The 25,300-nt window shown below is 41.0% G+C and carries 28 protein-coding genes; 8 read left to right on the top strand and 20 right to left on the bottom strand.

What is annotated here, in order from left to right; all coding sequences use genetic code 11:
• Nucleotides 1–48: 48 nt before the first annotated feature.
• On the bottom strand, nucleotides 49–537 hold the full coding sequence (locus KXQ82_RS13525) for a dihydrofolate reductase (RefSeq protein ID WP_219488927.1): 489 nt from the start codon (nucleotides 535–537) through the stop codon (nucleotides 49–51).
• 41 nt (nucleotides 538–578) lie between these two features.
• A complete protein-coding gene (locus tag KXQ82_RS13520) occupies nucleotides 579–1,400 on the bottom strand; it encodes a thymidylate synthase (protein ID WP_219488926.1) in 822 nt (273 codons plus the stop codon).
• 164 nt (nucleotides 1,401–1,564) lie between these two features.
• On the opposite strand from KXQ82_RS13520, the gene ispE reads away from it, so the two are divergent.
• Nucleotides 1,565–2,368, top strand: coding sequence for a 4-(cytidine 5'-diphospho)-2-C-methyl-D-erythritol kinase (gene ispE, locus KXQ82_RS13515; RefSeq protein WP_219488925.1), 804 nt, complete (start codon nucleotides 1,565–1,567; stop codon nucleotides 2,366–2,368).
• A gap of 102 nt (nucleotides 2,369–2,470) precedes the next feature.
• Here the strand turns inward: ispE and KXQ82_RS13510 are convergent, their stop codons facing one another.
• The 6 genes from KXQ82_RS13510 to tgt all read right to left on the bottom strand — a co-directional run bounded on the left by KXQ82_RS13510 (nucleotide 2,471) and on the right by tgt (nucleotide 7,565).
• Nucleotides 2,471–3,358, bottom strand: coding sequence for an NAD(P)-dependent oxidoreductase (locus tag KXQ82_RS13510; RefSeq protein WP_219488924.1), 888 nt, complete (start codon nucleotides 3,356–3,358; stop codon nucleotides 2,471–2,473).
• Between the two features lie 4 nt (nucleotides 3,359–3,362).
• On the bottom strand, nucleotides 3,363–3,662 hold the full coding sequence (locus tag KXQ82_RS13505) for a hypothetical protein (RefSeq protein WP_219488923.1): 300 nt from the start codon (nucleotides 3,660–3,662) through the stop codon (nucleotides 3,363–3,365).
• 118 nt (nucleotides 3,663–3,780) lie between these two features.
• Nucleotides 3,781–3,915, bottom strand: coding sequence for a hypothetical protein (locus tag KXQ82_RS19870; protein ID WP_255563658.1), 135 nt, complete (start codon nucleotides 3,913–3,915; stop codon nucleotides 3,781–3,783).
• Nucleotides 3,916–4,426: 511 nt separating this feature from the next.
• On the bottom strand, nucleotides 4,427–5,326 hold the full coding sequence (locus KXQ82_RS13500; RefSeq protein ID WP_219488922.1) for a DMT family transporter: 900 nt from the start codon (nucleotides 5,324–5,326) through the stop codon (nucleotides 4,427–4,429).
• Nucleotides 5,326–6,432, bottom strand: a complete 1,107-nt coding sequence (locus tag KXQ82_RS13495; protein ID WP_219488921.1) for an LptF/LptG family permease — start codon at nucleotides 6,430–6,432, stop codon at nucleotides 5,326–5,328. Before KXQ82_RS13495 ends, KXQ82_RS13500 begins: the two co-directional genes overlap by 1 nt.
• Before the next feature lie 2 nt (nucleotides 6,433–6,434).
• A complete protein-coding gene (gene tgt / locus KXQ82_RS13490; protein ID WP_219488920.1) occupies nucleotides 6,435–7,565 on the bottom strand; it encodes a tRNA guanosine(34) transglycosylase Tgt in 1,131 nt (376 codons plus the stop codon).
• Between the two features lie 114 nt (nucleotides 7,566–7,679).
• Between tgt and KXQ82_RS13485 the strand changes: the two genes are divergently transcribed.
• Genes KXQ82_RS13485 through rsmG form a run of 3 tightly spaced genes read left to right on the top strand, consistent with a single transcriptional unit; the run spans nucleotide 7,680 to nucleotide 10,010 of the window.
• Entirely contained in the window at nucleotides 7,680–8,798 is a 1,119-nt protein-coding gene (locus KXQ82_RS13485) for a glycosyltransferase (RefSeq protein ID WP_219488919.1), read from the top strand.
• Entirely contained in the window at nucleotides 8,789–9,394 is a 606-nt protein-coding gene (locus KXQ82_RS13480; protein ID WP_219488918.1) for an RNA polymerase sigma factor, read from the top strand. The genes KXQ82_RS13485 and KXQ82_RS13480 overlap by 10 nt, the downstream gene beginning before the upstream one ends.
• Nucleotides 9,384–10,010, top strand: coding sequence for a 16S rRNA (guanine(527)-N(7))-methyltransferase RsmG (gene rsmG, locus KXQ82_RS13475; protein WP_219488917.1), 627 nt, complete (start codon nucleotides 9,384–9,386; stop codon nucleotides 10,008–10,010). Before KXQ82_RS13480 ends, rsmG begins: the two co-directional genes overlap by 11 nt.
• A gap of 8 nt (nucleotides 10,011–10,018) precedes the next feature.
• Here the strand turns inward: rsmG and KXQ82_RS13470 are convergent, their stop codons facing one another.
• The 4 genes from KXQ82_RS13470 to KXQ82_RS13455 form a co-directional block, all read right to left on the bottom strand.
• A complete protein-coding gene (locus KXQ82_RS13470; RefSeq protein WP_219488916.1) occupies nucleotides 10,019–10,795 on the bottom strand; it encodes an energy transducer TonB in 777 nt (258 codons plus the stop codon).
• A gap of 63 nt (nucleotides 10,796–10,858) precedes the next feature.
• Nucleotides 10,859–12,013: an energy transducer TonB gene (locus KXQ82_RS19980; RefSeq protein WP_369412448.1), complete on the bottom strand. Its 1,155-nt coding sequence runs from the start codon at nucleotides 12,011–12,013 to the stop codon at nucleotides 10,859–10,861.
• A gap of 98 nt (nucleotides 12,014–12,111) precedes the next feature.
• Nucleotides 12,112–14,193 (bottom strand): M56 family metallopeptidase, encoded by a 2,082-nt coding sequence (locus KXQ82_RS13460; RefSeq protein WP_219488915.1) that lies wholly within the window; start codon nucleotides 14,191–14,193, stop codon nucleotides 12,112–12,114.
• On the bottom strand, nucleotides 14,190–14,570 hold the full coding sequence (locus KXQ82_RS13455) for a BlaI/MecI/CopY family transcriptional regulator (RefSeq protein ID WP_219488914.1): 381 nt from the start codon (nucleotides 14,568–14,570) through the stop codon (nucleotides 14,190–14,192). The genes KXQ82_RS13460 and KXQ82_RS13455 overlap by 4 nt, the downstream gene beginning before the upstream one ends.
• 208 nt (nucleotides 14,571–14,778) lie before the next feature.
• Between KXQ82_RS13455 and dprA the strand changes: the two genes are divergently transcribed.
• On the top strand, nucleotides 14,779–15,885 hold the full coding sequence (gene dprA / locus KXQ82_RS13450) for a DNA-processing protein DprA (RefSeq protein WP_219488913.1): 1,107 nt from the start codon (nucleotides 14,779–14,781) through the stop codon (nucleotides 15,883–15,885).
• On the opposite strand, the gene KXQ82_RS13445 is transcribed toward dprA, so the two are convergent.
• The 5 genes from KXQ82_RS13445 to KXQ82_RS13425 form a co-directional block, all read right to left on the bottom strand.
• Nucleotides 15,882–16,367, bottom strand: coding sequence for a SixA phosphatase family protein (locus tag KXQ82_RS13445; protein ID WP_219488912.1), 486 nt, complete (start codon nucleotides 16,365–16,367; stop codon nucleotides 15,882–15,884). The genes dprA and KXQ82_RS13445 overlap by 4 nt on opposite strands.
• Before the next feature lie 7 nt (nucleotides 16,368–16,374).
• A complete protein-coding gene (locus KXQ82_RS13440) occupies nucleotides 16,375–17,001 on the bottom strand; it encodes a porin family protein (RefSeq protein ID WP_219488911.1) in 627 nt (208 codons plus the stop codon).
• A 30-nt stretch (nucleotides 17,002–17,031) separates the two neighbouring features.
• Entirely contained in the window at nucleotides 17,032–18,012 is a 981-nt protein-coding gene (locus KXQ82_RS13435; RefSeq protein ID WP_219488910.1) for a glycosyltransferase family 9 protein, read from the bottom strand.
• 10 nt (nucleotides 18,013–18,022) lie between these two features.
• Nucleotides 18,023–19,705, bottom strand: coding sequence for a DNA polymerase/3'-5' exonuclease PolX (locus KXQ82_RS13430; RefSeq protein ID WP_219488909.1), 1,683 nt, complete (start codon nucleotides 19,703–19,705; stop codon nucleotides 18,023–18,025).
• A 406-nt stretch (nucleotides 19,706–20,111) separates the two neighbouring features.
• Nucleotides 20,112–20,264 (bottom strand): hypothetical protein, encoded by a 153-nt coding sequence (locus KXQ82_RS13425; RefSeq protein WP_219488908.1) that lies wholly within the window; start codon nucleotides 20,262–20,264, stop codon nucleotides 20,112–20,114.
• An 88-nt stretch (nucleotides 20,265–20,352) separates the two neighbouring features.
• Between KXQ82_RS13425 and KXQ82_RS13420 the strand changes: the two genes are divergently transcribed.
• Complete coding sequence (locus KXQ82_RS13420) at nucleotides 20,353–21,501, top strand: SIR2 family protein (RefSeq protein WP_219488907.1); 1,149 nt, start codon at nucleotides 20,353–20,355, stop codon at nucleotides 21,499–21,501.
• Between the two features lie 6 nt (nucleotides 21,502–21,507).
• Here KXQ82_RS13420 and sppA read toward each other — a convergent pair whose 3' ends face one another.
• Nucleotides 21,508–23,265, bottom strand: coding sequence for a signal peptide peptidase SppA (gene sppA, locus KXQ82_RS13415; RefSeq protein WP_219488906.1), 1,758 nt, complete (start codon nucleotides 23,263–23,265; stop codon nucleotides 21,508–21,510).
• A gap of 84 nt (nucleotides 23,266–23,349) precedes the next feature.
• Here sppA and folK point away from each other — a divergent pair, with 84 nt between their 5' ends.
• Nucleotides 23,350–23,814: a 2-amino-4-hydroxy-6-hydroxymethyldihydropteridine diphosphokinase gene (gene folK / locus KXQ82_RS13410; RefSeq protein WP_219488905.1), complete on the top strand. Its 465-nt coding sequence runs from the start codon at nucleotides 23,350–23,352 to the stop codon at nucleotides 23,812–23,814.
• Nucleotides 23,815–23,922: 108 nt separating this feature from the next.
• Nucleotides 23,923–24,300, top strand: coding sequence for an Hpt domain-containing protein (locus KXQ82_RS13405; protein WP_219488904.1), 378 nt, complete (start codon nucleotides 23,923–23,925; stop codon nucleotides 24,298–24,300).
• Here the strand turns inward: KXQ82_RS13405 and purS are convergent.
• Both purS and pssA read right to left on the bottom strand, forming a co-directional pair.
• Complete coding sequence (purS, locus tag KXQ82_RS13400; RefSeq protein ID WP_219488903.1) at nucleotides 24,297–24,548, bottom strand: phosphoribosylformylglycinamidine synthase subunit PurS; 252 nt, start codon at nucleotides 24,546–24,548, stop codon at nucleotides 24,297–24,299. The genes KXQ82_RS13405 and purS overlap by 4 nt on opposite strands.
• On the bottom strand, nucleotides 24,548–25,255 hold the full coding sequence (gene pssA, locus KXQ82_RS13395) for a CDP-diacylglycerol--serine O-phosphatidyltransferase (protein ID WP_219488902.1): 708 nt from the start codon (nucleotides 25,253–25,255) through the stop codon (nucleotides 24,548–24,550). Before pssA ends, purS begins: the two co-directional genes overlap by 1 nt.
• Nucleotides 25,256–25,300: the final 45 nt, after the last annotated feature.

Below are 25,300 nucleotides of genomic sequence, written 5' to 3'. Positions count from 1 at the left end.
ATTTCGGAAAACGAATTTTTAATTCACACAAAATAAAAGATTATGCGTTTAAGGCCTTTCCAGCGTGATAAATGAATAGCTAAAGGCGTGTTTTTCATCGGTTTGGTGGTCCTCGCGGGTAGTCTCTTTCCACTCACGGTAGTCAATTTCGGGAAAAAATGTATCAGCCTCAAAACTGTGGTGAACAATGGTGAGATAAATACGATCGGTAAGGTGCATGGCCTGCCTGTAAATTTCGGCCCCGCCAACAATAAATACCTCATCCTCAGTTTTGCAAAGTGCAATGGCTGCTTCAATAGACTTTACCACCTCGCAACCCTCAATCACTATATCCTGCCTCGTTACTACGATATTTCTGCGTTTAGGCAAAGGGCGCCCAACAGAGTCGTAAGTTTTGCGTCCCATAATAATGGTGCCGCCTGCGGTGATGTCCTTAAAGTGCTTTAAGTCTTTAGGCAGGTGCCAAAGTAACTGGTTGCCTTTTCCGATGGCGTAATTACTGCTTATCGCTACTACAATTGTTATTGTTGGTTTCATTTAGATATCGGGTTCATTTCGTTCCGCGCAATGACGCGTTTTTATACCGCCACTGCTCCTTTGATATGCGGATGTGGGTCATAGTTTTCGAGAGTGAAATCCTCAAACTTAAATCCAAAAATATCTTTCACATCCGGGTTGATCTTCATCACAGGTAAAGCCCTCGGTTCACGACTCAGTTGCAAATGCGTTTGCTCGATATGATTGTTGTATAAATGGGCATCGCCAAAGGTGTGGATGAAATCGCCATAGTCCAGGTCGCATACCTGCGCCATCATCATGGTGAGCAGCGCATACGATGCGATGTTGAATGGCACACCCAAAAAGATATCCGCACTACGTTGGTATAACTGGCAGCTTAGTTTTCCTTTGGTTTCCCCTTTGGCGGGATCTGCGGGCTGCACATAAAACTGGAACAGGCTATGGCAAGGCGGCAACGCCATTTGGTCAACATCGGCAACGTTCCAGGCCGAAACCATAATGCGGCGCGAGTCGGGGTTGTTCTTCAGCGTTTTTACCACCTGGCTTATCTGGTCGATGTGCCCGCCATCGGGTTTTGGCCAGCTGCGCCATTGATAACCGTATACAGGGCCAAGGTTGCCATCGGCATCGGCCCACTCATCCCAAATACGAACGCCGTTCTCTTTCAAATAGCTGATATTGGTATCGCCGCTTAAAAACCAGATGAGCTCGTGTATGATGGATTTAAGGTGCAGCTTCTTCGTGGTCACCAGCGGGAAACCTTCCTGCAGGTTAAAACGCATCTGGTAACCAAATACGCTGATGGTTCCGGTTCCGGTACGGTCGTGTTTTTGGGCGCCGTTCTCCAGCACATGGCGCATCAGGTCTTGGTATTGTTTCATTTTTGTTGAGGCATTAAGCATTGGGGCATTAAGTCATTGGCCGCTCGCTAAAAAAACAATGACCTAATGACAAATGACGCAATGACGTTCCATTGCAAATTAAAAAAATCTAACTTTGTTATCCTACGGATGTGCAAAACTAAGGTCCGTGTTGATGATACTTGATGATAAATTTTCCGAACGCTAAGATCAATATCGGTTTAAATATTACCGCCCGCCGCCCAGATGGTTATCATAACCTCGGAACTGTCTTTTACCCCATCAAACTAAACGACGTGCTCGAAGTAATCGTTGCCGACGAATTAAGTTTTGCCTCGTCGGGGCTGGGCATACCGGGCAGGGTGGAGGATAACCTTTGCGTGAAGGCCTACCACCTGATGAAGCAGGATCATGACATGCCGCCGGTAGCTATCCATTTACACAAACACATCCCGATAGGCGCGGGGCTTGGAGGGGGCTCGGCTGACGCTGGTTTTTTCATCAAGATCCTCAATCAAAAATTTGAATTGGGTTTAAGTGTTGATGAGATGATGGCCTACGCCCGGCAACTGGGTGCCGACTGCGCCTTCTTCATCGAAAGCAAACCCACCTACGCCTTTGGCAAAGGCGACGAGTTTGAACCGGTAGCGCTCGACCTGTCGGGATACCACCTCGCGCTGGTGATGCCGCCCACTCATGTATCAACTGCCGAAGCTTACCGCGGCGTAAAACCTGCGCTTGCAAAGGCATCGCTAAAAGACCTCATCAAACTTCCCATAGCAGAATGGCGCAACCATATCAAAAATGATTTTGAGGAACACATCTTCAAAGCCCACCCCGAAATAAGAGGAGTTAAGGCCGCTCTCTACCAGGCCGGCGCATTGTATGCCTGCATGAGCGGGAGCGGTGCTTCCGTGTTCGGGATATTTGAAGCTAAACCCGACCTTGAATTTTTGAAAGGGGAGAACGAGGTGTTTTATGAGTTGTGATTTAGTTTTAGTTGAAAGTTAAAAGTGTAAAGTAGAAAGTTTGTTTTTTTTTCTCGCCGTGTATTTTACTTTCGACTTTATACTTTCAACTCATAAACTCTTTCAAAGTCCCGCATCCTCACTAACTCCCTTACCAAACGCCTCCACCCAGTCTTTATCACCGTCGCCTTTTTCTACGGCGTCAAATAAGCGCTTGTGAGCGAGTTTGGCAAGCGGCATAGGAACTTGTGCCAGTTCTGATAAATTAAGGGCAAGGCGGGCATCTTTTAAACCCAGTTTTGCCTTGAACCCAACCGGCGTGTAAGTTTTATTGGCAATGAGCTTACCATAGTTTTGATAGATGGGCGCGTTAAAAATTGTTGCCCCAAAAAACTCTGCTACCCTGGCGCGGTCAAGTCCGCTCTTCTCGGCAAGGGTGAATGCTTCGGCCATCAGCTCCAGCGAGGCGATGATCATAAAGTTGCCGGTAATTTTTAAAACGTTGGCTGCACCAACGGCCCCGCCAAAATCATGCACGCTCTGGCCGAGCGCTTCGAGCACTGGATGCGCTAATTTTTTAGCCTCCGCATTTCCGGATGTACACACAAATAATTTCTTCGCGGCGGCAGCTTCGGGCCGGCCAAAAACGGGGGAGGCAATGTAGTGGCTACCCGTAGCTTCATGCAGCATTGAAAGTTCTTCCGATGTCTCCGGCGCAATGGTGCTCATTGAAATATGAACGGCCCCGGGTTGTAAAGTTTTCAATACACCATCCTCTCCCAAAACAGTTTCCTTTAAAATGTCATCCTGAGAAAGCATGGTGACTACGAGCTTCACATTTGCAGCGGCTTCGGCGGGTGTTTTGCAAATGGTGGTAAACGCCGGGTCGAGCGCGTTGGCCTTGCCGGCAGTGCGGTTGTAAACCTGCAGATGGTAGCCTGCCTTTATTAAATTTTGAGCCATCGGCATGCCCATGTTTCCTAAGCCTATAAATCCAATTTTGTTTTCCATGGTGTTAGTTTATGTAGTCGCGGTCTTCGTCGCTTAGTGTATTGGATGTATTGCGTTTTGGTTGCTCGTCTTCTTCGTTCTCATCGGCTTCGTAATTACTGGTGTCTATCTTGTATTTTTTTGGTTGGGCAATTACTATGCCTGCTATAAAACATGACACAGCAACAAACAGCAGTACCGAAAGTTTGGAAACATACACATCTGAAAAAAAGAGGATGTTAAATTTTGCTGACTCATTATTCTGCATAATGAGTACGGTTACGATGATGGCGACGGCCAGCAGGAAAATAGTTTTTACACGCATGGTTTTATGTTGGTTTTTTTGATGGGTTAATTTCGTTATTGAAAAATTGAATAAGGCAATTTACCAATTTTATTCAAGCGGGTGGAGTTTGTTGTGCAAGGGGACGGGAGGATTTTTATTATAAATTTTGATGCGGGAAAAAATGCACTCCTTCAGTTTGATTTTTATCACGGAAAATCCCTTCGATGTAAATTGATTTTTCGCTCATTTTTTCCAATTTAAAAACATGCGCTCGCATGTCTTGTTTTTTCATGAAATTCAATTTTGCCAATTCAGTACACTAATGGCCTTGTTTTTTTGCCGAAATAGCTTTTGTTAAAATAACATGATATAAATGTCTGATTATTAATTAATAATATAGTAAATATTGATAGGTTTTAAGCGTGTGCTAAAATTATTAGTTTTTGCTTCTGTAAGTTAATGGTCTTAATGTTAATTATAACTTTTGTTAATGTTAATAACTATCTGAATTTTAAATTTATATATTTTTAATGTAAAGCTAATTTAAAACCTATATTGTCTTTATTATCTTGAAATTTGGCTGGTTTTTGTACGTGTTATGCTATTGTAAAAATACCCGTATTTGGTACACTAAGCTGATGGTTAAATTTGCCCTGTATTTGATCTTTTTTTGTAAAATGTATACAAGTGCCACTAGGATGTAGCGTTGCTTAGAGGGCTTTAAAATGCGTGAGGTGTATACAAAAAATTATCCCCTACCCTGATGGGATGCTTGTGATTATAGTAAAAAAAGAAGCAGACCGTTACTTGCGGCGGTTAGCCACGCGGGTTTGTACAACCGGGAAGAGGAAGATGGTTGACAGGATAATGAGCGCTCCGGCCCAAAATCCAGCCGTCATTTTACCCAGGTCGCCAAAGAAAAAGAAAGCCATGATGATGCCATATACAGGCTCCAGATTGGTGATGAGCGCTACCCTGAAAGCCGACAATTCTTTCATTACTGATACTCCTGCAACGTAGGCGAGTGAGGTGCAAACTGTACCTAAAATGAGCAGATAGCCCATGTCGGCAGGTATCAGTTTCATGTGTTCATCAAAGCCACCGGTGGCTAAAATGTATAAAGATATCCAGAATAAGGCGCCTGATAATTCGTAAAAAGCAATGACCGGGGCCTCTCTTTCTTTAATTTGTTTGGAGTTGATGATAGAAAAAAGACTGGCAAAACAAGCGCTCAATAATCCTAAAAAGATACCCATAGTGTACTGAGTTTCGAATTTGAAGATGAGTATAATGCCGCAGATGATGGATAACCCTGCTATGATCTCGAGCTTTGATATTTTCTTTTTGCTCAGCAATGGTTCGAATATGGCCGTGAACAAAGTAAGCGATGAAAGGCATACCAGTGTAACCGAAACTGTTGCTGACTTGATGGATTGGAAGAACAAAATCCAATGTCCGCCCACAAGCGCGCCGGTGAAAAATAATCGTAAAAAAGTGCCTTTATCAACCTTGATTGCGGTACGGTTAAACTTAAAATACAAGAATAAAGTAGCGAAGGCGATGAGTACCCTATACCACACTAAGTACACCGCATGTACGTGTATAAGCTGCCCAAGGATGCCTGTAAACCCCCATATAAAAACCGTAAAATGGAGGATGATGAGGTTCTTATTCAGCTCGCTTTTTGGCCCTGTTTCTGCCATTATTTTGGTGCTTTTCGTAACAAATAATAGCCCAGTAAACCGAATACGATATTGGTGATGAATACGGATAAAATAGGTGGAAGCCCGCCCTTGCTGGCAAAAACATCGGCAAATCTGTCAACCACAATGTAGGCAAAACAAAGGAAAAACCCTATCCCTAAAGGCAACCCCACCCCACCGCGCACCTTGCGCGACGAGAGCGAAACACCTATTAATGTTAATATAAACGAGGCAAAAGGGTGGGTAAAACGTTCGTATTTTACCAGTAACATATCGTTTAAAACCCCCGTACTTCTTATCTTTTCTTTCTGGATGTTGGTGTTAAGTTCGCTCATTGACATGGCTGTATAGATGTTGCTATGCAGTACAAAATCGGCAGGGAGCATGTCCAAAACGGTATCTTTTAACGTTCCTGGTATCATCTTTTCGCGCAAGCCATTCACATATCGTATGCTATAATCACGTATTGACCATATCCTTTTTTGCTGTTTTACTGATTTTACCGAGTCGTAAACAATACGGTTGGCAACCCATTTTTCTTTCATTTCGTTGCCATTAAACTTCTCCAAAACAAACTGGTATCCGGTACCTGTATTGCTGTCAAAGGTCTGCATATACACGTAGGTTGCCTTATCTAACTGTATGTGCACATCACTTTTGGTAGGGTCGTCCAATACAATATATTTGTTTTCGAAGGTAGTTCTGAGCTTGTTTGTGTAGGGTATAAGGAATAATTCGCCAAACAAAGCAATGGTAAATATTAAAGCCGAACAGATAAAGTATGGCCTTAAAAAGCGGTTAAAACTTGCACCTCCACTTAGTATAGGTACAATTTCGGTTTGGTTTGCCATTTTAGCGGTAAAGAATATTACCGACAGAAAATTGATGAGCGGGAACAGCATATCAATATAAAACGGAACAGCCCCGGCATAATATTCAAATACGATCTCGTTAAAAGATGCGTGCCCTTTTAAAAAGTTATCCAGCTTTTCTGATACGTCAAAAACAACAATAACTACTATAAAAATGGCTATTGTGAATACAAAGGTACCCAGGTACTTTTTAATGATGTACCAGTCAATAACCTTTATGTACCTGTTTAACATATCTATAATCGTTGTGCTAAAGTTTTAACCATTTTCTCTTTCCAGGCATAAAACTCACCTGTAAGTATCTTTTCGCGGGCCTGCTTTACCAGCCACAAATAAAAGTGCAGGTTGTGCAATGTTGCTATTTGTGCGCCAAGCATCTCGCCCGAATGCACCAGGTGCCTCAAATATGCCTTTGAATAGCTGATATCCGCAAAAAGATCGCTGTCGGCATCAATAGGCGAAAAATCATTTTCCCACTTTTTATTTTTAATGTTGATGATACCGTTTTTTGTGAACAACATCCCGTTACGGCCATTCCTGGTCGGCATTACGCAGTCAAACATATCAATGCCTAAAGCAATATTTTCCAGCAGGTTAACCGGTGTTCCTACACCCATTAAGTAACGTGGTTTATCTTGCGGCAGTATATCGCAAACAACCTCTGTCATCGCGTACATATCTTCGGCCGGTTCACCTACTGATAAGCCTCCAATAGCATTGCCCTCCCGCCCGAAAGAAGCAATAACCTCGGCCGATTTCATCCGCAGATCCTTATAAACCGAGCCCTGTACTATCGGGAAAAGCGTTTGGCTATAACCATATTTTGGCTCGGTGCTGTCAAATCTGTCGCAGCAGCGTTTAAGCCAGCGGTGTGTCATATCCAGGCTGCGGCGGGCGTATCCGTACTCGCAAGGGTAGGGCGTACACTCATCAAAAGCCATAATAATATCCGCGCCAATAGTACGCTGTATATCCATTACACCCTCGGGTGTAAACAAGTGTTTTGAGCCGTCAATATGCGAACGGAACGTTACACCTTCCTCCTTTATCTTACGCACTTCGGTTAGCGAGTACACCTGGTAACCGCCGCTATCAGTTAAAATTGGTTTATCCCAACCATTAAATTTATGCAGGCCGCCCGCTTTTTCAAGCGTATCCAAGCCGGGGCGCAGGTATAAATGGTAGGTGTTACCTAATATAATTTGCGCCTTAATATCGTCTTTCAGCTCGCGCTGGTGTACGGCTTTAACCGTTCCGGCAGTGCCAACAGGCATAAAAATGGGCGTTTGTATGGTGCCGTGGTCGGTTGTTATCTCGCCTGCACGGGCTTTAGAAAGGGGGTCTTGCTTTGTTAATTGAAATTTCATTGTACAGCACAAAAATAGAAAATAAAGCCCTTATTTAGGTGTCGAATTATTTTATCAATAAAAGTGTTATTTCATTCATTTTTAAGAAATTTGCGCCTTTAAATTGTACCCGAATTGGAAATATATATTCAGCTGTCGTTATTCGTTATTTTTCAGATCTGTTTTATTCTTCAGCTGTATTATCTTATTGCAAACCACAAGCGTTTAGCTAATTATAAAGTAGATGAAGTATTACCGCAGGTACATATCCCCGTATCTGTTATTATTGCTGCACGTAATGAATACGAAAACCTCAGGCAAAACCTGCCGCTGATATTAGAGCAACAATACCCCGATTTTGAGGTTGTGGTAGTAAATGATTGCTCTTATGATCAGTCGGAAATTATTTTGGAGGAGTATGCCAAAGAGCATTCTAACCTGAAAATTGTAACCATTACCGAGCATGAGCGCTTTAAAACAGGTAAAAAGTTCGCGCTTACTTTGGGTATAAAGGCTGCTAAAAATGAACACCTTTTGTTTACCGATGCCGATTGCCAGCCTGCATCTGTAAACTGGATAACCCGTATGGCGGCTAAGTTTACAGGCAATGCGCATATTGTTTTGGGCTACTCACCTTATATAAAAACAGCGGGCTTTCTCAATAATTTTATCCGTTTCGAAACCGTAAAAACAGCCATTAGCTATCTTTCGGCAGCATTAAAGGGCGATGCTTATATGGGCATTGGCCGTAACCTGAGCTATACAAAAACCTTATTTTTTGCCAATAAAGGCTTTGCTTCGCACATGCATGTCATGTCGGGCGATGATGACCTCTTTGTTAACCAAAACGCTACGCATGATAATGTAGCTATCGAGATACACCCCGAGGCGCACATGTGGAGCGACTCGAAAGAAGGTTTTGGGGCTTATTATAAGCAGAAAAAACGCCACATGGGGGTGGGTAAACTATATAAAAATAACCACAGGCGCTTTCTGAGTATTGATGCCATAAGCGGGTTTTTCTTTTATATCACCTTAATACTATGCCTCGTATTTAAATTTGATCCGATGCTGATGCTTGGTTTTTTTGCCTTAAGGCTGATATTGCAGGGATGGCTATACTCCAAAAACTTTAAAAAGCTGCGCGGTGCCGATTTAATTTGGTGGTTACCCTTTTTTGATTTGATTTATTACCTATATTTAAACATATTTGGCCTGATAGGTACTTTTACGAAAACTACTAAATGGAAGTAAACGCTAATTTTTCGGACAACGCTAAAAACGACTTTAGTTTAGTAGTACGTGCAAAGGAAGGCGACCAGAAAGCTTACGCCGACCTGATGCACCGCTATAAGGATTCGATCTATTTTATGGCCCTTAAAATGGTGAATAACAAGGAAGACGCGATGGACCTCACCGTTGAAACCTTTGCCAAAGCCTTCGAAAAACTGGATAAATATCAACCCGAATTTGCTTTTAGTACCTGGCTGTTCAGGGTGGGTACCAATAACTGTATCGATTTTATCCGTAAAAAAAAACTCAACACCCAGTCGATAAACGGTATGGTGGATGATGATGGGGATGAGCGCCCCTTGCAAATAAAATCGGATACGTTGAACCCCGAAGAGGTTTCGATGAAGAAGGAGCAAACCCAAACCCTCAAGGTTTTAATAGATAGTTTACCCCCGCGTTACCGTAATTTAATTGTACTGCGCTATTTTGATGAATTAGCTTACGAAGAAATTGCCGAACAGCTCGATCTGCCATTGGGTACTGTAAAGGCCCAATTATTCAGGGCGCGCTACCTGTTGGGTAACATTGTAAATACCCGTAAACGCGATGAGATCTGACCTGATAAACAAGTACTTTCCAAACCTTACCCCACAGCAGCAAAGCCACTACGAACAGCTATTTGACCTGTACACCTATTGGAACGAGCAGATAAACGTAGTATCCCGCAAGGATATCGACCTGTTGTTTGAACGCCATGTGCTGCACTCATTAGGTATAGCAAAAGTAATGCAGTTTTTACCCGGCGAGCAGGTGCTGGATGTGGGTACAGGCGGCGGTTTCCCCGGAATACCTTTAGCTATCATGTTCCCCGAAACAGAGTTTCATCTGGTTGATTCTATCGGGAAAAAGATAAAAGTGGTGAACGAAGTTGCATCGGCCCTGGGCCTGCAAAATGCCAAAGGTTCGCATATGCGTGCGGAGCAGGTGCCCGGTAAGGTTGATTTTGTGGTATCGCGCGCGGTAACGCAGTTAAAAGACTTTTACCCCTGGGTGCACGGCAAATTTAATAAGCGCGATAAAAACAGTTTACCCAATGGCATACTATACCTAAAAGGCGGTGATTTGGCTCAGGAAATCGCCGATTCTAAACTCGAAGTACATCAGTACCATTTAAAGGACTATTTTACCGAAGAGTTTTTTGAAACAAAGCAGGTAATATACGTGCAGGGTTAAACGTAGGCTTACTTATCATCTACTACATAAATATCGCCTAAAAAGTAATCATAATTTCGAAGTTTAATCGAGTCTTTTTCATCAGGAGTTTGTTGATGCGTACAGAAATGGAAAGCTATCAGGTATTTTCCCGAAGGTACATCTAACTTATTTTTATAGTTTTTCAAGGCGTTTCTAACAGCTCCACGCAACCCATTTACTGTTCCAATAAGGGTTATATCTTTTGATAAATAACCGTCATTAATTGATATCTCAGCTAATTCAATACCAACTGGTGTGTTTTTAGGGTACTTTAAATTAGCTCTCAGGTAATTATCCAAATCACTAAACTCCTTTTTTAATCCCGATAAGTAATCTAATTTAAATGTGATTGGAAGCGTATATCGAAATGGAACCGGCTTGCCATTTTGTATACCAACGTGCCAGTATCGAGACATTTTAATAACACGTAATGCTTCTTCGGCAAGGGTATTAGATGGTGATCTGATAATTTTATAATTATCTAATCCCCCGTTTGGTTCAACAATAAATTGGACAAATACCCTCCCCTGTATATTATCTCTTCTATCTTCGGGAGGATAACGCAGGTTATTAGCTAAGAAGGTGTAAAAAGCAGGGAAACCTATACTTGGTTCGGGCTCAACTTCAATAGCAATAAATACTTTGTTTGTATCTGTTAACGGTTTCGAATCGCTTTGCTGTGCAAACGCTGTGTGCAGCCCGCCGAAAATAACGCCAATAGCAAATGATATTAAGAAAGAGTAAGCACGTATATTAAAAAGCATGCGGGAGTATTAACAATGTTAAATATATACAATATAGTATAGACCAGGGCTGCAAGTCTGATTTTAATTGCCCAACGAGAAATTGATAGGAATTGTGTACCTAACCCGCACAGCGCTGCCATTTTGCAATCCCGGTGTCCATTTGGACGATAATTTAAGCACCCTTATCGCCTCGTTACCCAATGTAACCGATGGCTGGCTCAATATCTTGATATTTGATAAGGAACCATCTTTTTCAACAACAAATTGCGCTATAACACGGCCTTGTACCTCGTTCTTTTTGTCTTCGGCAGGATAAATGATTTTACTGTTTATAAATAAGTTAAACCCATCTAAGCCCCCCGGTGGCACGGGCATCACTTCTGCCGCACTTAAAACGCCGTCGGTAGCAGTGCCATCAGATGCGCGCAAACTAGCCGATACCGTGTTACGAAGACCTAAGGGCATAATCACTACAGGCAGGGTATTTTTTGCTGCTGCCATAACCGAAGGGTCCAACCTGTCGTGCACGTTGTAAATAATAATGACTGAATAGGTGCGGGCATCGGTTTTTATTTCGTTTTGGTATGATTTGATGGTGGTACTTACTTTTTCATCAAAATCCTTATTTAGCCCTTTAGGGATATTTACATTTGTAATGTGGTTATTGCTGATATCAAACGTAGCGATCAGTATCCCGGATATATCATTGTTGATGGGTTCGTTTTTTAAGTGTTGATTAAAGTAAGTATTAAAATCCTGAAAATTAACCCTTAGGGCCGTTAATGGATTGTTGCTGCTGTTTGAATTAATTGGTGTACCAAGCGAAAAATTTACAGGGATAATATATTGAACACGCACAGGCTTGCCACCTTGTGTGCCCGGTATCCAGTTAGGGGCAAGTTTAATTACCCTTACTGCCTCATTGCCTAACGATGCTGACGGCTGGCGCAATACCTTAATATTACTTAATGAACCATCTTTTTCAACAATAAACTGAACGATTACCCTTCCTTGTATATTACTTTCTTTATCCTGGGCAGGGTAGCGGATAGTTTTACTTATAAATGCATAATAGGCGTTAAGCCCTGCCGCAGGTACGGGTTCAACCTCTACAGCGGTAAATATTGATGTATCCGAAGATGCTACAATTCTTGTATTTTGCGCCTTTGCAGATAGGCAAACAAAGGTTATAAATAAGGTAATTAAGTAAGCTACTTTAGATTCAGGTATTTTCACGATGGGAGTTTATATGCCTTGAAGATACATATAATACTATAAAAAGCAAGCCGGCCCTGGTAATCAAGCCGGCTTTGCTACTATAATTAAACTGACCTTTAATTATTTCCAAGTGAAAAATTTATAGGAATTGTGTACAGTACTCTTACGGGTTTGCCTGCCTGTGTTGCAGGAACCCAGTTTGGTGCCAGTTGTAGTACACGCAACGCTTCATTACCCAATGTGCCTGATGGCCTGCGTTTTACATTAAAACTTGACAGGCTGCCATCTTTTTCAATAACAAACTGTACAATTACGCGGCCCTGAATGTTATTCTTTTTGTCTTCTGCAGGGTATTTAATATTAGCGCTTAAAAAGTTGTAAAAGGCATCAAGGCCACCTTTTGGCGAAGGCGGCGTTTCTGCTGTATTATAAATGGCGTCGTCACTTCTAATATTTACAGCAGCAACCGCTTTGTAATCATCATTACTTAGCGAGAAATTGATTGGCACAGTGTACTTTACCCGTACCGGCCTTCCATTCTGTACACCGGGGTTCCATTTTGGTGCAAGGCTCATCACCCTCAATGCTTCATCTGCTATAGTTTCCGAAGGTTTCCGTAATACCGTGACATCCGAAAAACTGCCATCTTTCTCAACTATAAATTGAACGATGGCACGGCCCTGTATCATATTCTTTTTGTCTTGTTCAGGATAGTGGATATTTGATGCCAAAAACTTATAAAAGTTGTCCAATCCCTCTTTAGGCGATGGTTCCACTTCAACAGCTAAAAAAACAGCGCCTTTAGTGGTGTCGCGCTTAACAGCATCGTTCGTTTCTCTTTTTGAAGCTACAACAATTTCATTAAGCGTGGCTACATCAACTCTTTTCTTGGTATTAATAATTAATACGCCATTTACACCGGCCGAACCATACAACGCAGTAGCCGAGCTGTCTTTTAACACAGTAATATCTTTAATATCATTTGGCGATATGCCTCCCAGTAACTCCGTATAATTTTTTTGCTCTGCAGTGTTAAAATTGAACTTGTCGTTACCCTTAGGGTTTAAAACCTTTCCATCCAGCACTATTAATGGTGGCTTTTTATTCGCTACAATAACAGTATCATTTACACCTTGTTGTGCGCTGATATCGCCTGCATCATCACCGGCATCGTTCAATACATCCATTGCTTTTTGCAATTGCAAGGTATTTTGTTTTGCAGTTGCACGAGAACTGTTTTTATAAGAAAACGAGGTACTTACCCCATGTGCCGCTGCCTGTTTATGTTGTGGTAAAATATCAACAATACCATAGCTTTTATCGGTAAATGCCATGGTTGACAGACACAGTAAACCGCCTATCAGCGGCAATGCAAGCATATATTTTAACACAGCCATTTTTCCAGAACGTTTTTGGTACAACATAGTAATGCGTTTACGCAACATGCTTTTGCCCGAAAATGAATTGGTCAATGCCCCTTGGGCCATGCCGTACGCATTACTTATTAAAAAATCGGCATAGGTATCGTTACTGTTTTCCAATTGTGCGGTTTGCTCATCGGCAATAAACTCATGCAGCTCTTTAATGCTGTTTTGGAGCAGGTAAACAAAGGGATTAAACCAATTTACTATTTTAATAAGCTCGAGGTAAATGATATCCCACGAATGCTTTTGGCGAATATGCACCTGCTCATGCTGAATAATGGTAGATGAAGAAGCCAGCTTTGTATCAATAAAAAGGTAGCTGAAAAACGAGAATGCCGCGTTCTCGCTTTCTATCTCAACTAACTTAAAATCGGTTGTGGCATGGATGGTATTCTTTTTTGATAACATCACCAGCCTGAAAATTTTGATGCTTAAGTTGATGATAAAGCCTATGGTAATAATAACATAAACCATAAATAAATAGTCTGTAACACTCCAGGTCGGTACCTGCGGCGCTATTGCTACCTGTTGTATTGCCTGTACATTGCTAATTGTAATGTTGCCGGGAGCGGCTATAACCGTGGCTACGGTATCATTATGCGGTTTTAAGAAACCCAATTGTACTAATGGGATAATAAAAGCCAGCGTGCTTGCCGTTAATAAATAAACGCGGCTTAGCTGGTAATAAGTTTCTTTTTGCAACAATAACAAATACAGCAAATAGAAAGTCACCAGGTACAGGTTGGCTTCTAACAGGTAGCGCATCAGGTTCATTTTTTGTTGCTTTTAAGTTTTTCGGCCAGTTTGGTTATTTCTTCCAACTCGTTAATGCTCAGGTTTTTTTCTGTTACCAGGAATGATACCAGGCTTTGGTACGAGTTGCTGAAGTAATTATTCATTACCTTATCAAATGCGAATTTTTTATAATCTTCTTCGGCTACGGTAGGGAAATACACGTAAGAGTTACCGTATGCTTTATGATCAATAAAACCTTTGGTTTCCAATACCCTTATCACGGTTGATACCGTATTATATGCGGGTTTTGGCTCGGGCATTTGCTCTAATACATCTTTTACTATGGCTTCATTTAACTGCCATAAAATACGCATCACCTGCTCTTCGGCTTTTGTTAACTCTTTGATCTGTTTCATGTGTGTCAGTAATAACTAATTGATGATTAAAGTTATAAACTATTTATTTAGTTTGTAATTATTGGTGTAATTTTAGCCCTGTTTTAACATAAATTACTGTAAATGAGTGTGTTTAATTGATGATGAGGTGTTGTAAGTAAAAATTAGTAATGCTATTTAAACCAAATGCTATTTTTATTAGTAAAATTTATAAATTAGCCGGGTATATATGTCAACTCTCCATCAGCTCGCACTTACTTTTACACGCCACGTAGGCGATCACCTTGCAAAAGTACTGGTGAGCTATTGCGGCAGTGCCGAAGCTGTATTTGAAGCATCGCCAAAAAAGCTCTTGCAAATACCGGGGATAGGTACTAAGGTTATCGAAGCTTTAAAATTACCTGGTGAAGCCTTTGAAAGGGCCGAAGAGGAGCTGAAATTTATTGAAAAGAACGGTATCAAGGTTTTGTTTTATACTGATGCGGCATACCCCAGGCGTTTGAAAGCCTGCACCGATGCGCCGGCTTTGTTATATTATAAAGGTACTGCCGATCTGAATCAGCCACGCGTTATCAGCATTGTGGGTACGCGTAATGCCACAGAATACGGCAAACAACTTTGCCGCGATCTCATCGAAGACCTTAAAGCCTACGATGTGCTCATCATCAGCGGACTTGCTTATGGCATAGATGTTTGTGCTCATAAAGAAAGCCTGCGTATGGATATACCAACCATTGGTGTTTTTGCGCATGGGCTTGATCGCATATATCCGGCACAAAACCGGCCTACAGCCGATAAAATGCTGCAGAATGGTGGCTGGCTAACCGATTTCCCATCGGGTACGGTGCCCGATAGGGAAAACTTCCCGAAAAGGAACCGCATTGTTGCCGGTATTGCCGATGCTACCATTGTGGTTGAAGCAAGTATAAAAGGCGGCGCGCTCATCACAGCCGAAATTGCCAACTCATACAACCGCGATGTGTTTGCCTTCCCGGGGCGCATCAATGATGAATACTCAACAGGTTGTAACTTTCTTATCCGCAACAATAAAGCGGCATTGTTAACCTCCGGGGCCGATCTGGCCTATATTTTAGGTTGGGAAAAAATTGATGGGGCATCGCAAACCAAAGCCCAACTTAGTTTACCTATTGATTTGAGCGGCAACGAACGGTTGATATTTGAAACCATACAGCAAAATGCAGGACAATTGGGTATTGATGATCTGGCTATTAAAACAAGCCTGCCAATCAGTCAGTTAGCTATGAGTTTGTTGAATATGGAAATGATGGGCTTTGTGCGCTCATTGCCCGGGAAAACGTATAGTATAAATCACTAATCGCCGCTTTTGGGGTAATCATAGTATTCAACCCGGCCGGTATCACCCGATATCATTTTCCACTCGGGTAAATTAAAATTAATGATGGCAACAGCACAGGTAGGCATATCATTCATATCGCCTGTAAGGCCATAAAGCAAATCGCTTAAACCGGGGTTATGCCCGTATAAGGCCACAAAATCATAAGCATCGGGCAATTCGTTAATCAGGCGTAATAGGTCGGCGTACTTTGCTTCGTATATTGATCTGTTATAGGTAGGCTCTGCAAGCCCTAATTTATCTGCAAAAATGTTTGCTGTAGTTTTAGCCCTCAATGCCGGGCTTGATATGGAGTATTGCGGAATGATGTGTTTTTTTAATAAGCGCGAGGCCATTTCTGGAGCACTTTGTAAACCGCGATTGTTCAATGGCCGGTCAAAATCATCTAAAAATGCATCGCCCCAGTCTGATTTGGCATGCCTTACCAACATTAATTTCTTCATATCCCTGTTAAAAAAGAAACCCCAATCCTACCGAAAACACCCTGTTCTTTGCGCTCAGCGTTCCTGCTGTTTTGATCTGGTCGCCGGCAATATTGTTTAAACCAAACTCGTAATTGAGATAAAACGTGAGGTGGTTATTTAGCTCAGCACCACCGTTAATATTGCCGCCCAATTCAATTTTTTTATAATCTTCGCTACCGCTAAATGTTACGCTCTGGCCTGATGTGGTGTTGGTGCTCTGCGTTTCATCATTACCACTCAACCCTACACCTACGTATGGCCCTCCGCCTACAAACAGTTTCCCAAAACGTTTAACATTAAATTTATAGATCAGGTTCAACGGAACATCAAGGTAGGTTAACGATATGATATCTGTTTGTGCGTTTTGATATAATTTAACACCTTTACCAACAAGGCTGATACCCGGTTCAATATAAAAATCATTACCGAGTGCTTTATCAACAAAAGCGGTAACTTTTAAGGAATTGATGGATGTGGTTGATAAAATATCGGGGTTTTCAATGCTTTGAGATGAAAAACATAATCCGGCCCGGATGCCATATTTTAAATCCTGGCAAACAGCATAATTACATATCAGCACAAAAAAGATGGGGAAAATCAGAAACTTTTTCATGTAAAATTAACAATAAATCAATCTACTATATTACGTATTATTAGCAAAGCTAACAACCACGCTTTCGGGTATTTCGTTCATGCATTTAAAATGGCCTAAAGGGCATTTTTCTAAGCCAAACTTTGAGCAGGGCCTGCATGGCAATTCAATACCTATTACTTCGGCATCTTTTACTTTATAAGGCTGCACACCCAATAACTCAGGTGCCGTACCTCCCCATATTGATGCGATGGGCACATTAAATGCCTCGGCAATATGGGTCAGCCCGGTATCAAAACCAATAACCTTTAGCGCCTTTGATACAATGAACACTGATTCATCTAACGTAGTTTTACCACAGGCATTATAAATTTTATCGCCTAAGGCTAAATTTATTTCGTCGGCATTGCTTTTTACATCGTTGCCCCCTAATAAAACCACGGGTGCAGCAATTTGTTGGCAAATGCTGATGATCTTTTTATTGGGCATGCGCTTGGTAAAATGAGTAGCGCCAATAACAAAAACGATATAGCCATTTTGGTGCGATAACGGCAGCAGATCACTTAACAGATAATTGTTTTTTATGAAGTAATCTATCGGTTTATCATCATTAATTACACCTAAAAAGTGTACAGCCTGCATATACCGTTCAACAATATGAGTATGTGGAACCAGGTTTTTCCGGAGCTTTAATGACAGCCATTTGCGTACCGTATATTTAGGAAATGTTGACGACCTGATACCCGTTTTAAACTTAATAATAGCCGTACGCAGGTTATTATGCAGGTCGATGATATGATCATATTGGCCGCTCTTTATCTCTTGTATGGTATCTGATAATTTGTCTTTTAACAGGAGTACCTTATCAACGTAAGGGTTATCATCATAAATATATTTAAAAGCAGGTTTAGTTAAAAAATGAATTTCGGCACCGGGCAGTTGTTGCTTTAAACACCGCACAATGGGTGTGGTATAAATAATATCACCCATCGAGCTAAAGCGTATCACCAGTATTTTAAGGCCTTTTTTCAATAGGGTATGTTTATGCTGTCGCTATTTTAGCTTTCCGGCTTTCAAAAGCCCTGTTAATTTGCTCTGCAGATAAAGCATTAAGGCAACGCTCTTTATACAAACCGCCTTTGCGTGCAACCAGGGTGCCGTAATGCATATCCAAAAAGCCCTCAACACGGTGAGCATCGGGGTTAATGGATAACCAGCAGCCTTTATCTAAAGCATATTGGTGCCAGCGCCAGTCCATATCCAAACGTAGTGGGTTGGCATTTATTTCTATCACCACGTTATTAGCCGCGCAGGCGTCTATCACCTTTTTATGATCAATAGGATATCCGTTACGGCTTAATAGCAGTCTGCCTGTAGGGTGCCCCAATATGGTAGTGTATGGATTTTCTATCGCTTTTATTAACCTTGCGGTAGCTTTATCCTCGGTCATTTTCAGGTTGCTGTGTACTGATGCCACAATAAAATCAAACCGCTGTAATATCTCGTCCGGGTAATCCAGCGAACCATCATTCAATATATCCGATTCGATTCCTTTAAATATTTTAAAGCCATCCAGTTTCTTGTTCAGACTGTCAATTTCTTCGTGTTGCTGCAAAACTTGCTCAATACTGAGCCCTTTGGCATAAAAGGCACTTTTGCTATGGTCGCACATGCCTAAGTATTCCAGTTTAAGCTCATCGCGGCAAAATAGTGCCATTTCTTCAATGCTGTTTACGCCATCGCTCCAGGTACTGTGGTTGTGCAATGTACCTTTCAGATCGGTAAATGCTATTAATTCGGGTAATTCTTTTTTAGCTGCTTTCGCGATAATATCCGCACCTTCACGCAATTCAGGTTCAATGTATTGCAGATTGGCTTTGGCGTAAATGGCTTCCTCGCTTTCCGGTTTAAAGGACGGCTCATTTATCATCGCTAATACAGCCTTCACATGCTCATCATCACCGGTTTGGATAAATACCTGCTTGTAATAGTCGGTATCTTCTACTACAATACTTACCTTAACGCCATGTTCGGTATCTCCTGTTATGGTATTTCCAACTACAGTTGTATTACTTAATAACTCGTTATCCTGCAAAGCGGCAATGGCAGTATCCGGGTCGCTGTTGAGTACAAAACATAGCCCGGTAATGATATCCAGCCTGCGGCGAAACTCGCCACATATGGTTATATTACCTTTCGGGAATAGTTTTTCCAGGTGTTTTTCCAAATGCGCCGCAATGGGCTCAACCTGCGCGTATAAAAACTTCCCGCTGCTGGTCATCTTAAACTCAATTACCTTGCGTATCTCTTCCTGTGTTTTTAGTCCGAAACCTTTAGCCTCAACCAAACGGTTCTCGTTACAGGCATAATACAATTCGCCTACGTTTTCAATACCCAGATCGTGCCAGATAATGCCGATCTTTTTTGGCCCGATGCCTTTTATGCCCAGCATCTCAACAATACCCGGCGGAGTAAGGTCCAATAGTTCCTGCAGCTCGGTCATGGTGCCTGTAGCAAGCAACTCCGCTACCTTCGCGGCAATGCTTTTACCGATGCCGTCTATCTTCTCCAGTTCTTCAACCGATTTGCCAGCTATTTTAAACGGCAGTTTATCCACCTTAAAAGCCGCGTTGGCTATCGATTTGATCTTAAAAGGGTTCACCTCGTGCAACTCCATCAATTGCGACAACAGGCGAAGGGTACGGGCTACAGGTTTATTTTCCATGTTTGTGATGAGCCATAAAAATACAAATTATTCTATGTGCAGATGTGTAAATGTGCAGATGTGCAAATTAAAATGCCCTAAGGAGCAAGGATAAAACTTATGGGTACTCTCAGCCTCTGTGAATCTCTGTGTATTCTTTCTCGGTGTTCTATGTGGTTAATTTTTTACCGCAAAGTGCACGGAGATAAAAATACGGAGTTACACAGAGATTAAAAAAGGGGGATAAAGTAAGACTTCTACACCATCCTGTATCTTGCCTCTTGATTCTCGATTCTTGCCTCTTTCTTCAAAGGGGGGATAAAGTAATAAGTTTTTAGGACTTGCTTTACATCGCTATTTATATGGTTTCATTCCATACAATATAGCGAAAATTTGTGAGGATTTGAAAATGAAACCGTCACGATGGTTATTCCAAGCCATATTTTCCAAATATCTTTATCGCTACTTCATGAGAAATAACTTCGCCATTGTCTGCTTGAGCCAAGCCTTCTAAAATGATCTTTTGGTTTTCTTCACTTAGATCGTCGAACCAGTCTTGTTTTTCCGTTTGTAAGTTCATAAGTTAAATATACCTGTTTATCAATTATTCCTAAGTACCTTTATTTATTTTTAGAGTGCATAGTTTTGCTTAAAATTATAAGATGCAGATGGAAACAACACTTATAGTGGGTTCGGGTGTTTCATACGTTTCAGGTATACCTGGAATAAAGGAAATTACCTCGGAAATAATGAGTGGTGAAAATATTGGACGGGCGGCTGATGGTAATTACTATTTCGGTCAAGGTCAACCCTATCTTAAAAACCATGTAAGTGAAAATATTTTGCTTATAAATATCGTAAGCGAAGTTATTACACGTTTTTTTGACATAGTAAACGTGAAGCACGAAATAAATTACGAAGATATTTATTATGCGATAAATCAAATTCTAGATTCAATATATTTTGAATATGAAAATCCAGCTATTTTTCCTTTTATAGATTATTTAAAAAACCATGAGTCTATAAAAGATAAAAACTTGCTCAAAATTGTGAGAGAAACAATCAAATATATACAGTGTGTAGTTGGTCAAATGGCGAACTATAAAATAAAGACTTTGGAACAATATAACTTGATACCGGAATTAATAGATCAAGTTAATTTAAAAAACATAATTACGTTAAACCATGATTTAGTTTTAGATAAATATTTGGAAGCTAATAATTTGAAATATTTTGACGGATTTTTTTTAGATAAATATAAATTTCAAAACTGGAAAGGCTTTAATGATTTTGATAACTCGATGTTAAAAGTATGTAAGATACATGGGAGCATAGATTGGTATGATTTACATATCTGTACAAAGGATTATGAGGATAATGAAGTTTTCAAAATTCCTTCTAATTCTGGCATATATATTCAAAGGATAAGAGATTACGACGATCAATTAATTGGACCAAATAATGGTGCTCGACATTTATTAATAGGAAGTTTTAATAAAATGATAGGTTATTTAGGAGGTGTGTTTGAATCTTTATATGATGAATATAGAAAAACCCTGACTCAATCTTCGAAATTAATTGTATCTGGCTATGGATTTGGGGACAAAGGAATTAATTCCAAATTATCATTATGGTTGAACTTAGACAGCGCAGTTCAGATGATTATTATTCATCCAAGCAAAATTGATTTAATAAAATATTCGCGCGGGAATTTTAGAAATAACTTTATCAATGAAAATTCAATTCATCCTAAAATAAGATTTATTGAAAAGAAGTTCGAAGATTTAACAATCGACGAACTTACCGATCTTCATTGACAATTCTTACTTCACCTCAACCTCATAATCCATACGCATTTGCATACCGCTCAATTGCGATGCGGCTTTTACCTGCTCATAGTATTTATAGTTTTCGCCCAATTCCGATTTTAGCATGTACACACGTGTTTGCGCTGTAGCGCCGCGGGTAAGGCTTTTAAATATGGAGTTATCCTGCTCCGGGTAAGGTACGATGTTGTAACTTTTAACTTTCGCTTTTTTTGCTGCACATACTATAGCGTCATTTATGCTGCCCAGGCGGTCAACCAGGCCAATTTTCAGGGCTTGTTCGCCTGTCCACACACGGCCCTGGCCAATAGTGTTGATATAGGCCTGCGTTTTATGTCGGCCATCAGCTACGGCTTTGGTAAATTCATCGTAACCACGGTTAACCTGTGTTTGCAGTATAGCTTTTTCGTCGGTAGTTAAAGGGCGCGATACATTACCCAGATCAGCATATTTACCGGTTTTTACACCATCAAAGGTGATGCCCAGCTTATCATTCAATAGTTTTTGCATGTTAGGCAGCACGGCAAAAATACCTATCGAACCGGTAATGGTATTTGGCTGTGCGAATATAGAATCGGCCGCGCAGCTGATATAATAACCACCCGATGCCGCTACATCGCCCATAGATACCATAATGGGTTTTACTTTTTTAGTGAGTGCTACCTCGCGCCATATCACATCGCTGGCTAATGAGCTGCCTCCGGGAGAGTTAACACGTAATACAACGGCCTTAACCTTATCGTCCATACGCACCTTACGCAGCGTTGCCGATATTTTATCAGAACCAATGCTATTATCACCACCCTCGCCGCCGCTGATCTCGCCCGAAGCATACACAATAGCGATACGGCTGTTGCCTGTGGTATCCTTATTGGCTTCTGTTTTGGTATACTTAGCAATATCTATTGATTTTACATTCGCTTTTTTATCTGTTCCGGTACGGCTGCGCAGTTCGTCAAGCAGTTCGTCCTTATATTTAATGCCGTCAACAAGTTTGTATTTCAACGCGTCTTCGGGGCTGCGTACCAGCATATTATCAGCAATGTTGAATAACGAATCTTTGTTAATCTTGCGACTCTTGCTGATATTGGTTAAAAAGAAATTATACATAGAACCCAGGTAGGATGTTACCTGCTCGCGGTTGGCGGGGCTCATTTTGGTTAAAAAATATGGCTCAACAGCACTTTTGTAGGTGCCTACTTTGATGATCTGCATATCAACACCCAGTTTATCCAAAGCTCCCTTTAAAAAAGTAACCTGTGAGCTAAAGCCATGCAGGTCAAATATTCCCTTGGGGTTAATGTATATCTTATCGGCAACGGATGCTAGGTAATAAAAGCTTTGGGTATATATTTCGGCATAAGCCACAACAAACTTGCCCGATGTTTTAAAATCGATAAGCGCGTTGCGTATTTCTTCGGTGGTAGCCTGCCCGGCCTGTATATAACTTTCGTCTAAAAATATACCTTTTATATGGTCGTCTGTTTTGGCCTTTTTTATATTAGCGAGTATATCATTCAGGCCAATGGTTTTATCATCGTAACCTAAAATGTTTAGTCCGGCTAAAGGGTTATCGGGTGTACGGTCGGCTATAGGCAGCTTAAAAGCGATATGCAATACTGAGTTTGACGATACATCAACTGTTTTATCGCCACTGGCTGCAGCTATAATTCCTATACAAACAATTAAGAAAAGTACAGTGGTTAATACAATGCCTACTATTGTGGCAAAAACAAATTTAAAGAATTGTTTCATTTACTATTTTAAAAACTTAACTATGCAAAACTACTAATTCATAGCGGTAACATTAAGAGCGCTGCGAATTATAATTGTTACAACATGAACAACGTTTATTTACTGTTAGGCAGCAATTTGGGTAACCGCGAAACCTATTTGCAAAAGGCTGCCGATGAGATTGCCGCCGCTATTGCCCCGATAGCAAAAAGCTCATCCATACACCAAACCGCGGCATGGGGAAAAACCGACGAACCTGATTACCTTAACCAGGTGTTGATGCTCAAAACCGATATGCCCGCGCAGGATATTTTACAAACCATTTTAGTTATTGAGTTGTTGATGGGGCGCGAGCGAAAGGAAAAATGGGGTTCCCGCACAATAGATATTGATATTTTGCTGTATGGTGATGAGATCATAAGCGAACCGGGCCTGATAGTGCCCCACCCGCAACTACATAAACGTAAATTTGCTATGGAGCCTTTAATTGAAATAGCACCTAAGCTGGTTCACCCTATTTTTAACCGTACTTTTGAAGAATTGAACCACGTGGTTGATGATAGGGCATAGGTGTTAATAATTATTTGATATTAAAAATCGTATTAGCCAATATTTCGTATTTGTAAAACACATATATTGGTATTATAAATAATTAGTAATTTTACGCACTGTATTATTATGGCACAATTAGAAACCTCTGATCAAAACTTTGATCTCTCATTATTATTAGAAATTGCGGATGGAAGTGATGAATTTCTGGTAGAATCGATAGATATGTTCCTGGTGCAAACCCCCGAGCTAATGACAGCCATTTACACCGCATTGCAGGAGCAAGATCGTGAAGTTTTAGCAAAATCGGCACATAAACTAAAGCCTAACCTTGGTTTCTTTGGTATGCTAACCGCGCAGGCCATGATGGTTGAAATAGAAATACTAACCAAAACCGATGGTAGCTTTGATGAGATAAAATCAAAATACTACCAGGTTGCAGGTATGATAAAGCCTACGCTTGATAAGTTAAAGCTAATTCGCGATGAAAGGCAAGCCGGTGTTTAAAGCTGTACCAGCTTAAAAGTATAGCTTTCCATAATTAAGTTAGCCAATAAACTTTTACAAGCCTCGTCAACTTTTTGGCTGGCAGCGCTTTCTGTTGCTGCTTCAATTTCAAGCGTGATGTGTTTGCCTATGCGCACATTCTGGATCTCAGATAATCCTAAATTTTTCATGCTGCCGGTTACTGCTTTTCCTTGTGGGTCAAGTATTTCTTTTTTTGGCATTACATCAATTTCTGCTTGAAACTTCATTATTTGGTAAATTTGAATTGAAATATAGAAATGGCGATATATACAAATATCACCATCGGAACTGCCGCAAATTTAAAAAATACAAGCAGAATGACTGCTATCAGTATCAATAAATAGCGGTAAATATTTTCTTTAACATCAGTGCCCTTAAACTTAAGCGACATGAGTGGTATTTCGGCAACAAGTAAAGAACACATAATGAGCACAAAACAGGCCAAAAAGAAAGGATTTAAAATATATGCCGTGTAAAAACTATTATGCTGTTGCAGGATAAGTGGGAACGAAGCGATAAGTATGGCATTGGCCGGTGTGGGTAAGCCAATAAAAATTTCGGCCTGCCGGGTATCTATATTAAAGTTAGCCAGGCGCAATGCCGAAAATACGGAGATCAAAAACGCAATGTAGTTGAGATACTGGCTCACCCCATCAATTTGCGGGGCCTGTAAAAACAACTGGTAAACTATAACAGCGGGCAGCAAACCAAAACTCACCATATCCGCCAACGAATCCAATTCTTTGCCTATAGCAGAGTACGCCTTTAACAAACGTGCGGCAAAGCCATCAAAAAAATCAAATATCGCAGCCAGAAACAACGCGTATGCTCCGAACAATAAGTTATGCTGAAATGCAAATACAACCCCAATGCACCCACTAAACAGGTTTAGGCAGGTAATGGCATTTGGGATGTGTTTTTTTATGCTCAACATTCAGGCTGCGAATATATCGTGATTTATCCAAAAAAAATACCCGGC

It is taken from the genome of Mucilaginibacter rivuli (assembly GCF_019391655.1).
Classification (GTDB): Bacteria; Bacteroidota; Bacteroidia; order Sphingobacteriales; family Sphingobacteriaceae; genus Mucilaginibacter; species Mucilaginibacter rivuli.
The sequence above is the reverse complement of the archived record's forward strand: the minus strand, read 5'-3'. Positions and strand labels throughout refer to the sequence as shown.

Coding starts and splice junctions, on each gene's coding strand:
- KXQ82_RS13525 (WP_219488927.1), bottom strand. CDS start 537: ATGAAACCAACAATAACAATTGTAGTAGCGATAAGCAGTAATTACGCC.
- KXQ82_RS13520 (WP_219488926.1), bottom strand. CDS start 1,400: ATGAAACAATACCAAGACCTGATGCGCCATGTGCTGGAGAACGGCGCC.
- ispE (WP_219488925.1), top strand. CDS start 1,565: ATGATAAATTTTCCGAACGCTAAGATCAATATCGGTTTAAATATTACC.
- KXQ82_RS13510 (WP_219488924.1), bottom strand. CDS start 3,358: ATGGAAAACAAAATTGGATTTATAGGCTTAGGAAACATGGGCATGCCG.
- KXQ82_RS13505 (WP_219488923.1), bottom strand. CDS start 3,662: ATGCGTGTAAAAACTATTTTCCTGCTGGCCGTCGCCATCATCGTAACC.
- KXQ82_RS19870 (WP_255563658.1), bottom strand. CDS start 3,915: ATGAAAAAACAAGACATGCGAGCGCATGTTTTTAAATTGGAAAAAATG.
- KXQ82_RS13500 (WP_219488922.1), bottom strand. CDS start 5,326: ATGGCAGAAACAGGGCCAAAAAGCGAGCTGAATAAGAACCTCATCATC.
- KXQ82_RS13495 (WP_219488921.1), bottom strand. CDS start 6,432: ATGTTAAACAGGTACATAAAGGTTATTGACTGGTACATCATTAAAAAG.
- tgt (WP_219488920.1), bottom strand. CDS start 7,565: ATGAAATTTCAATTAACAAAGCAAGACCCCCTTTCTAAAGCCCGTGCA.
- KXQ82_RS13480 (WP_219488918.1), top strand. CDS start 8,789: ATGGAAGTAAACGCTAATTTTTCGGACAACGCTAAAAACGACTTTAGT.
- rsmG (WP_219488917.1), top strand. CDS start 9,384: ATGAGATCTGACCTGATAAACAAGTACTTTCCAAACCTTACCCCACAG.
- KXQ82_RS13470 (WP_219488916.1), bottom strand. CDS start 10,795: ATGCTTTTTAATATACGTGCTTACTCTTTCTTAATATCATTTGCTATT.
- KXQ82_RS13460 (WP_219488915.1), bottom strand. CDS start 14,193: ATGAACCTGATGCGCTACCTGTTAGAAGCCAACCTGTACCTGGTGACT.
- KXQ82_RS13455 (WP_219488914.1), bottom strand. CDS start 14,570: ATGAAACAGATCAAAGAGTTAACAAAAGCCGAAGAGCAGGTGATGCGT.
- dprA (WP_219488913.1), top strand. CDS start 14,779: ATGTCAACTCTCCATCAGCTCGCACTTACTTTTACACGCCACGTAGGC.
- KXQ82_RS13445 (WP_219488912.1), bottom strand. CDS start 16,367: ATGAAGAAATTAATGTTGGTAAGGCATGCCAAATCAGACTGGGGCGAT.
- KXQ82_RS13440 (WP_219488911.1), bottom strand. CDS start 17,001: ATGAAAAAGTTTCTGATTTTCCCCATCTTTTTTGTGCTGATATGTAAT.
- KXQ82_RS13430 (WP_219488909.1), bottom strand. CDS start 19,705: ATGGAAAATAAACCTGTAGCCCGTACCCTTCGCCTGTTGTCGCAATTG.
- KXQ82_RS13425 (WP_219488908.1), bottom strand. CDS start 20,264: ATGAACTTACAAACGGAAAAACAAGACTGGTTCGACGATCTAAGTGAA.
- KXQ82_RS13420 (WP_219488907.1), top strand. CDS start 20,353: ATGGAAACAACACTTATAGTGGGTTCGGGTGTTTCATACGTTTCAGGT.
- sppA (WP_219488906.1), bottom strand. CDS start 23,265: ATGAAACAATTCTTTAAATTTGTTTTTGCCACAATAGTAGGCATTGTA.
- folK (WP_219488905.1), top strand. CDS start 23,350: ATGAACAACGTTTATTTACTGTTAGGCAGCAATTTGGGTAACCGCGAA.
- KXQ82_RS13405 (WP_219488904.1), top strand. CDS start 23,923: ATGGCACAATTAGAAACCTCTGATCAAAACTTTGATCTCTCATTATTA.
- purS (WP_219488903.1), bottom strand. CDS start 24,548: ATGAAGTTTCAAGCAGAAATTGATGTAATGCCAAAAAAAGAAATACTT.
- pssA (WP_219488902.1), bottom strand. CDS start 25,255: ATGTTGAGCATAAAAAAACACATCCCAAATGCCATTACCTGCCTAAAC.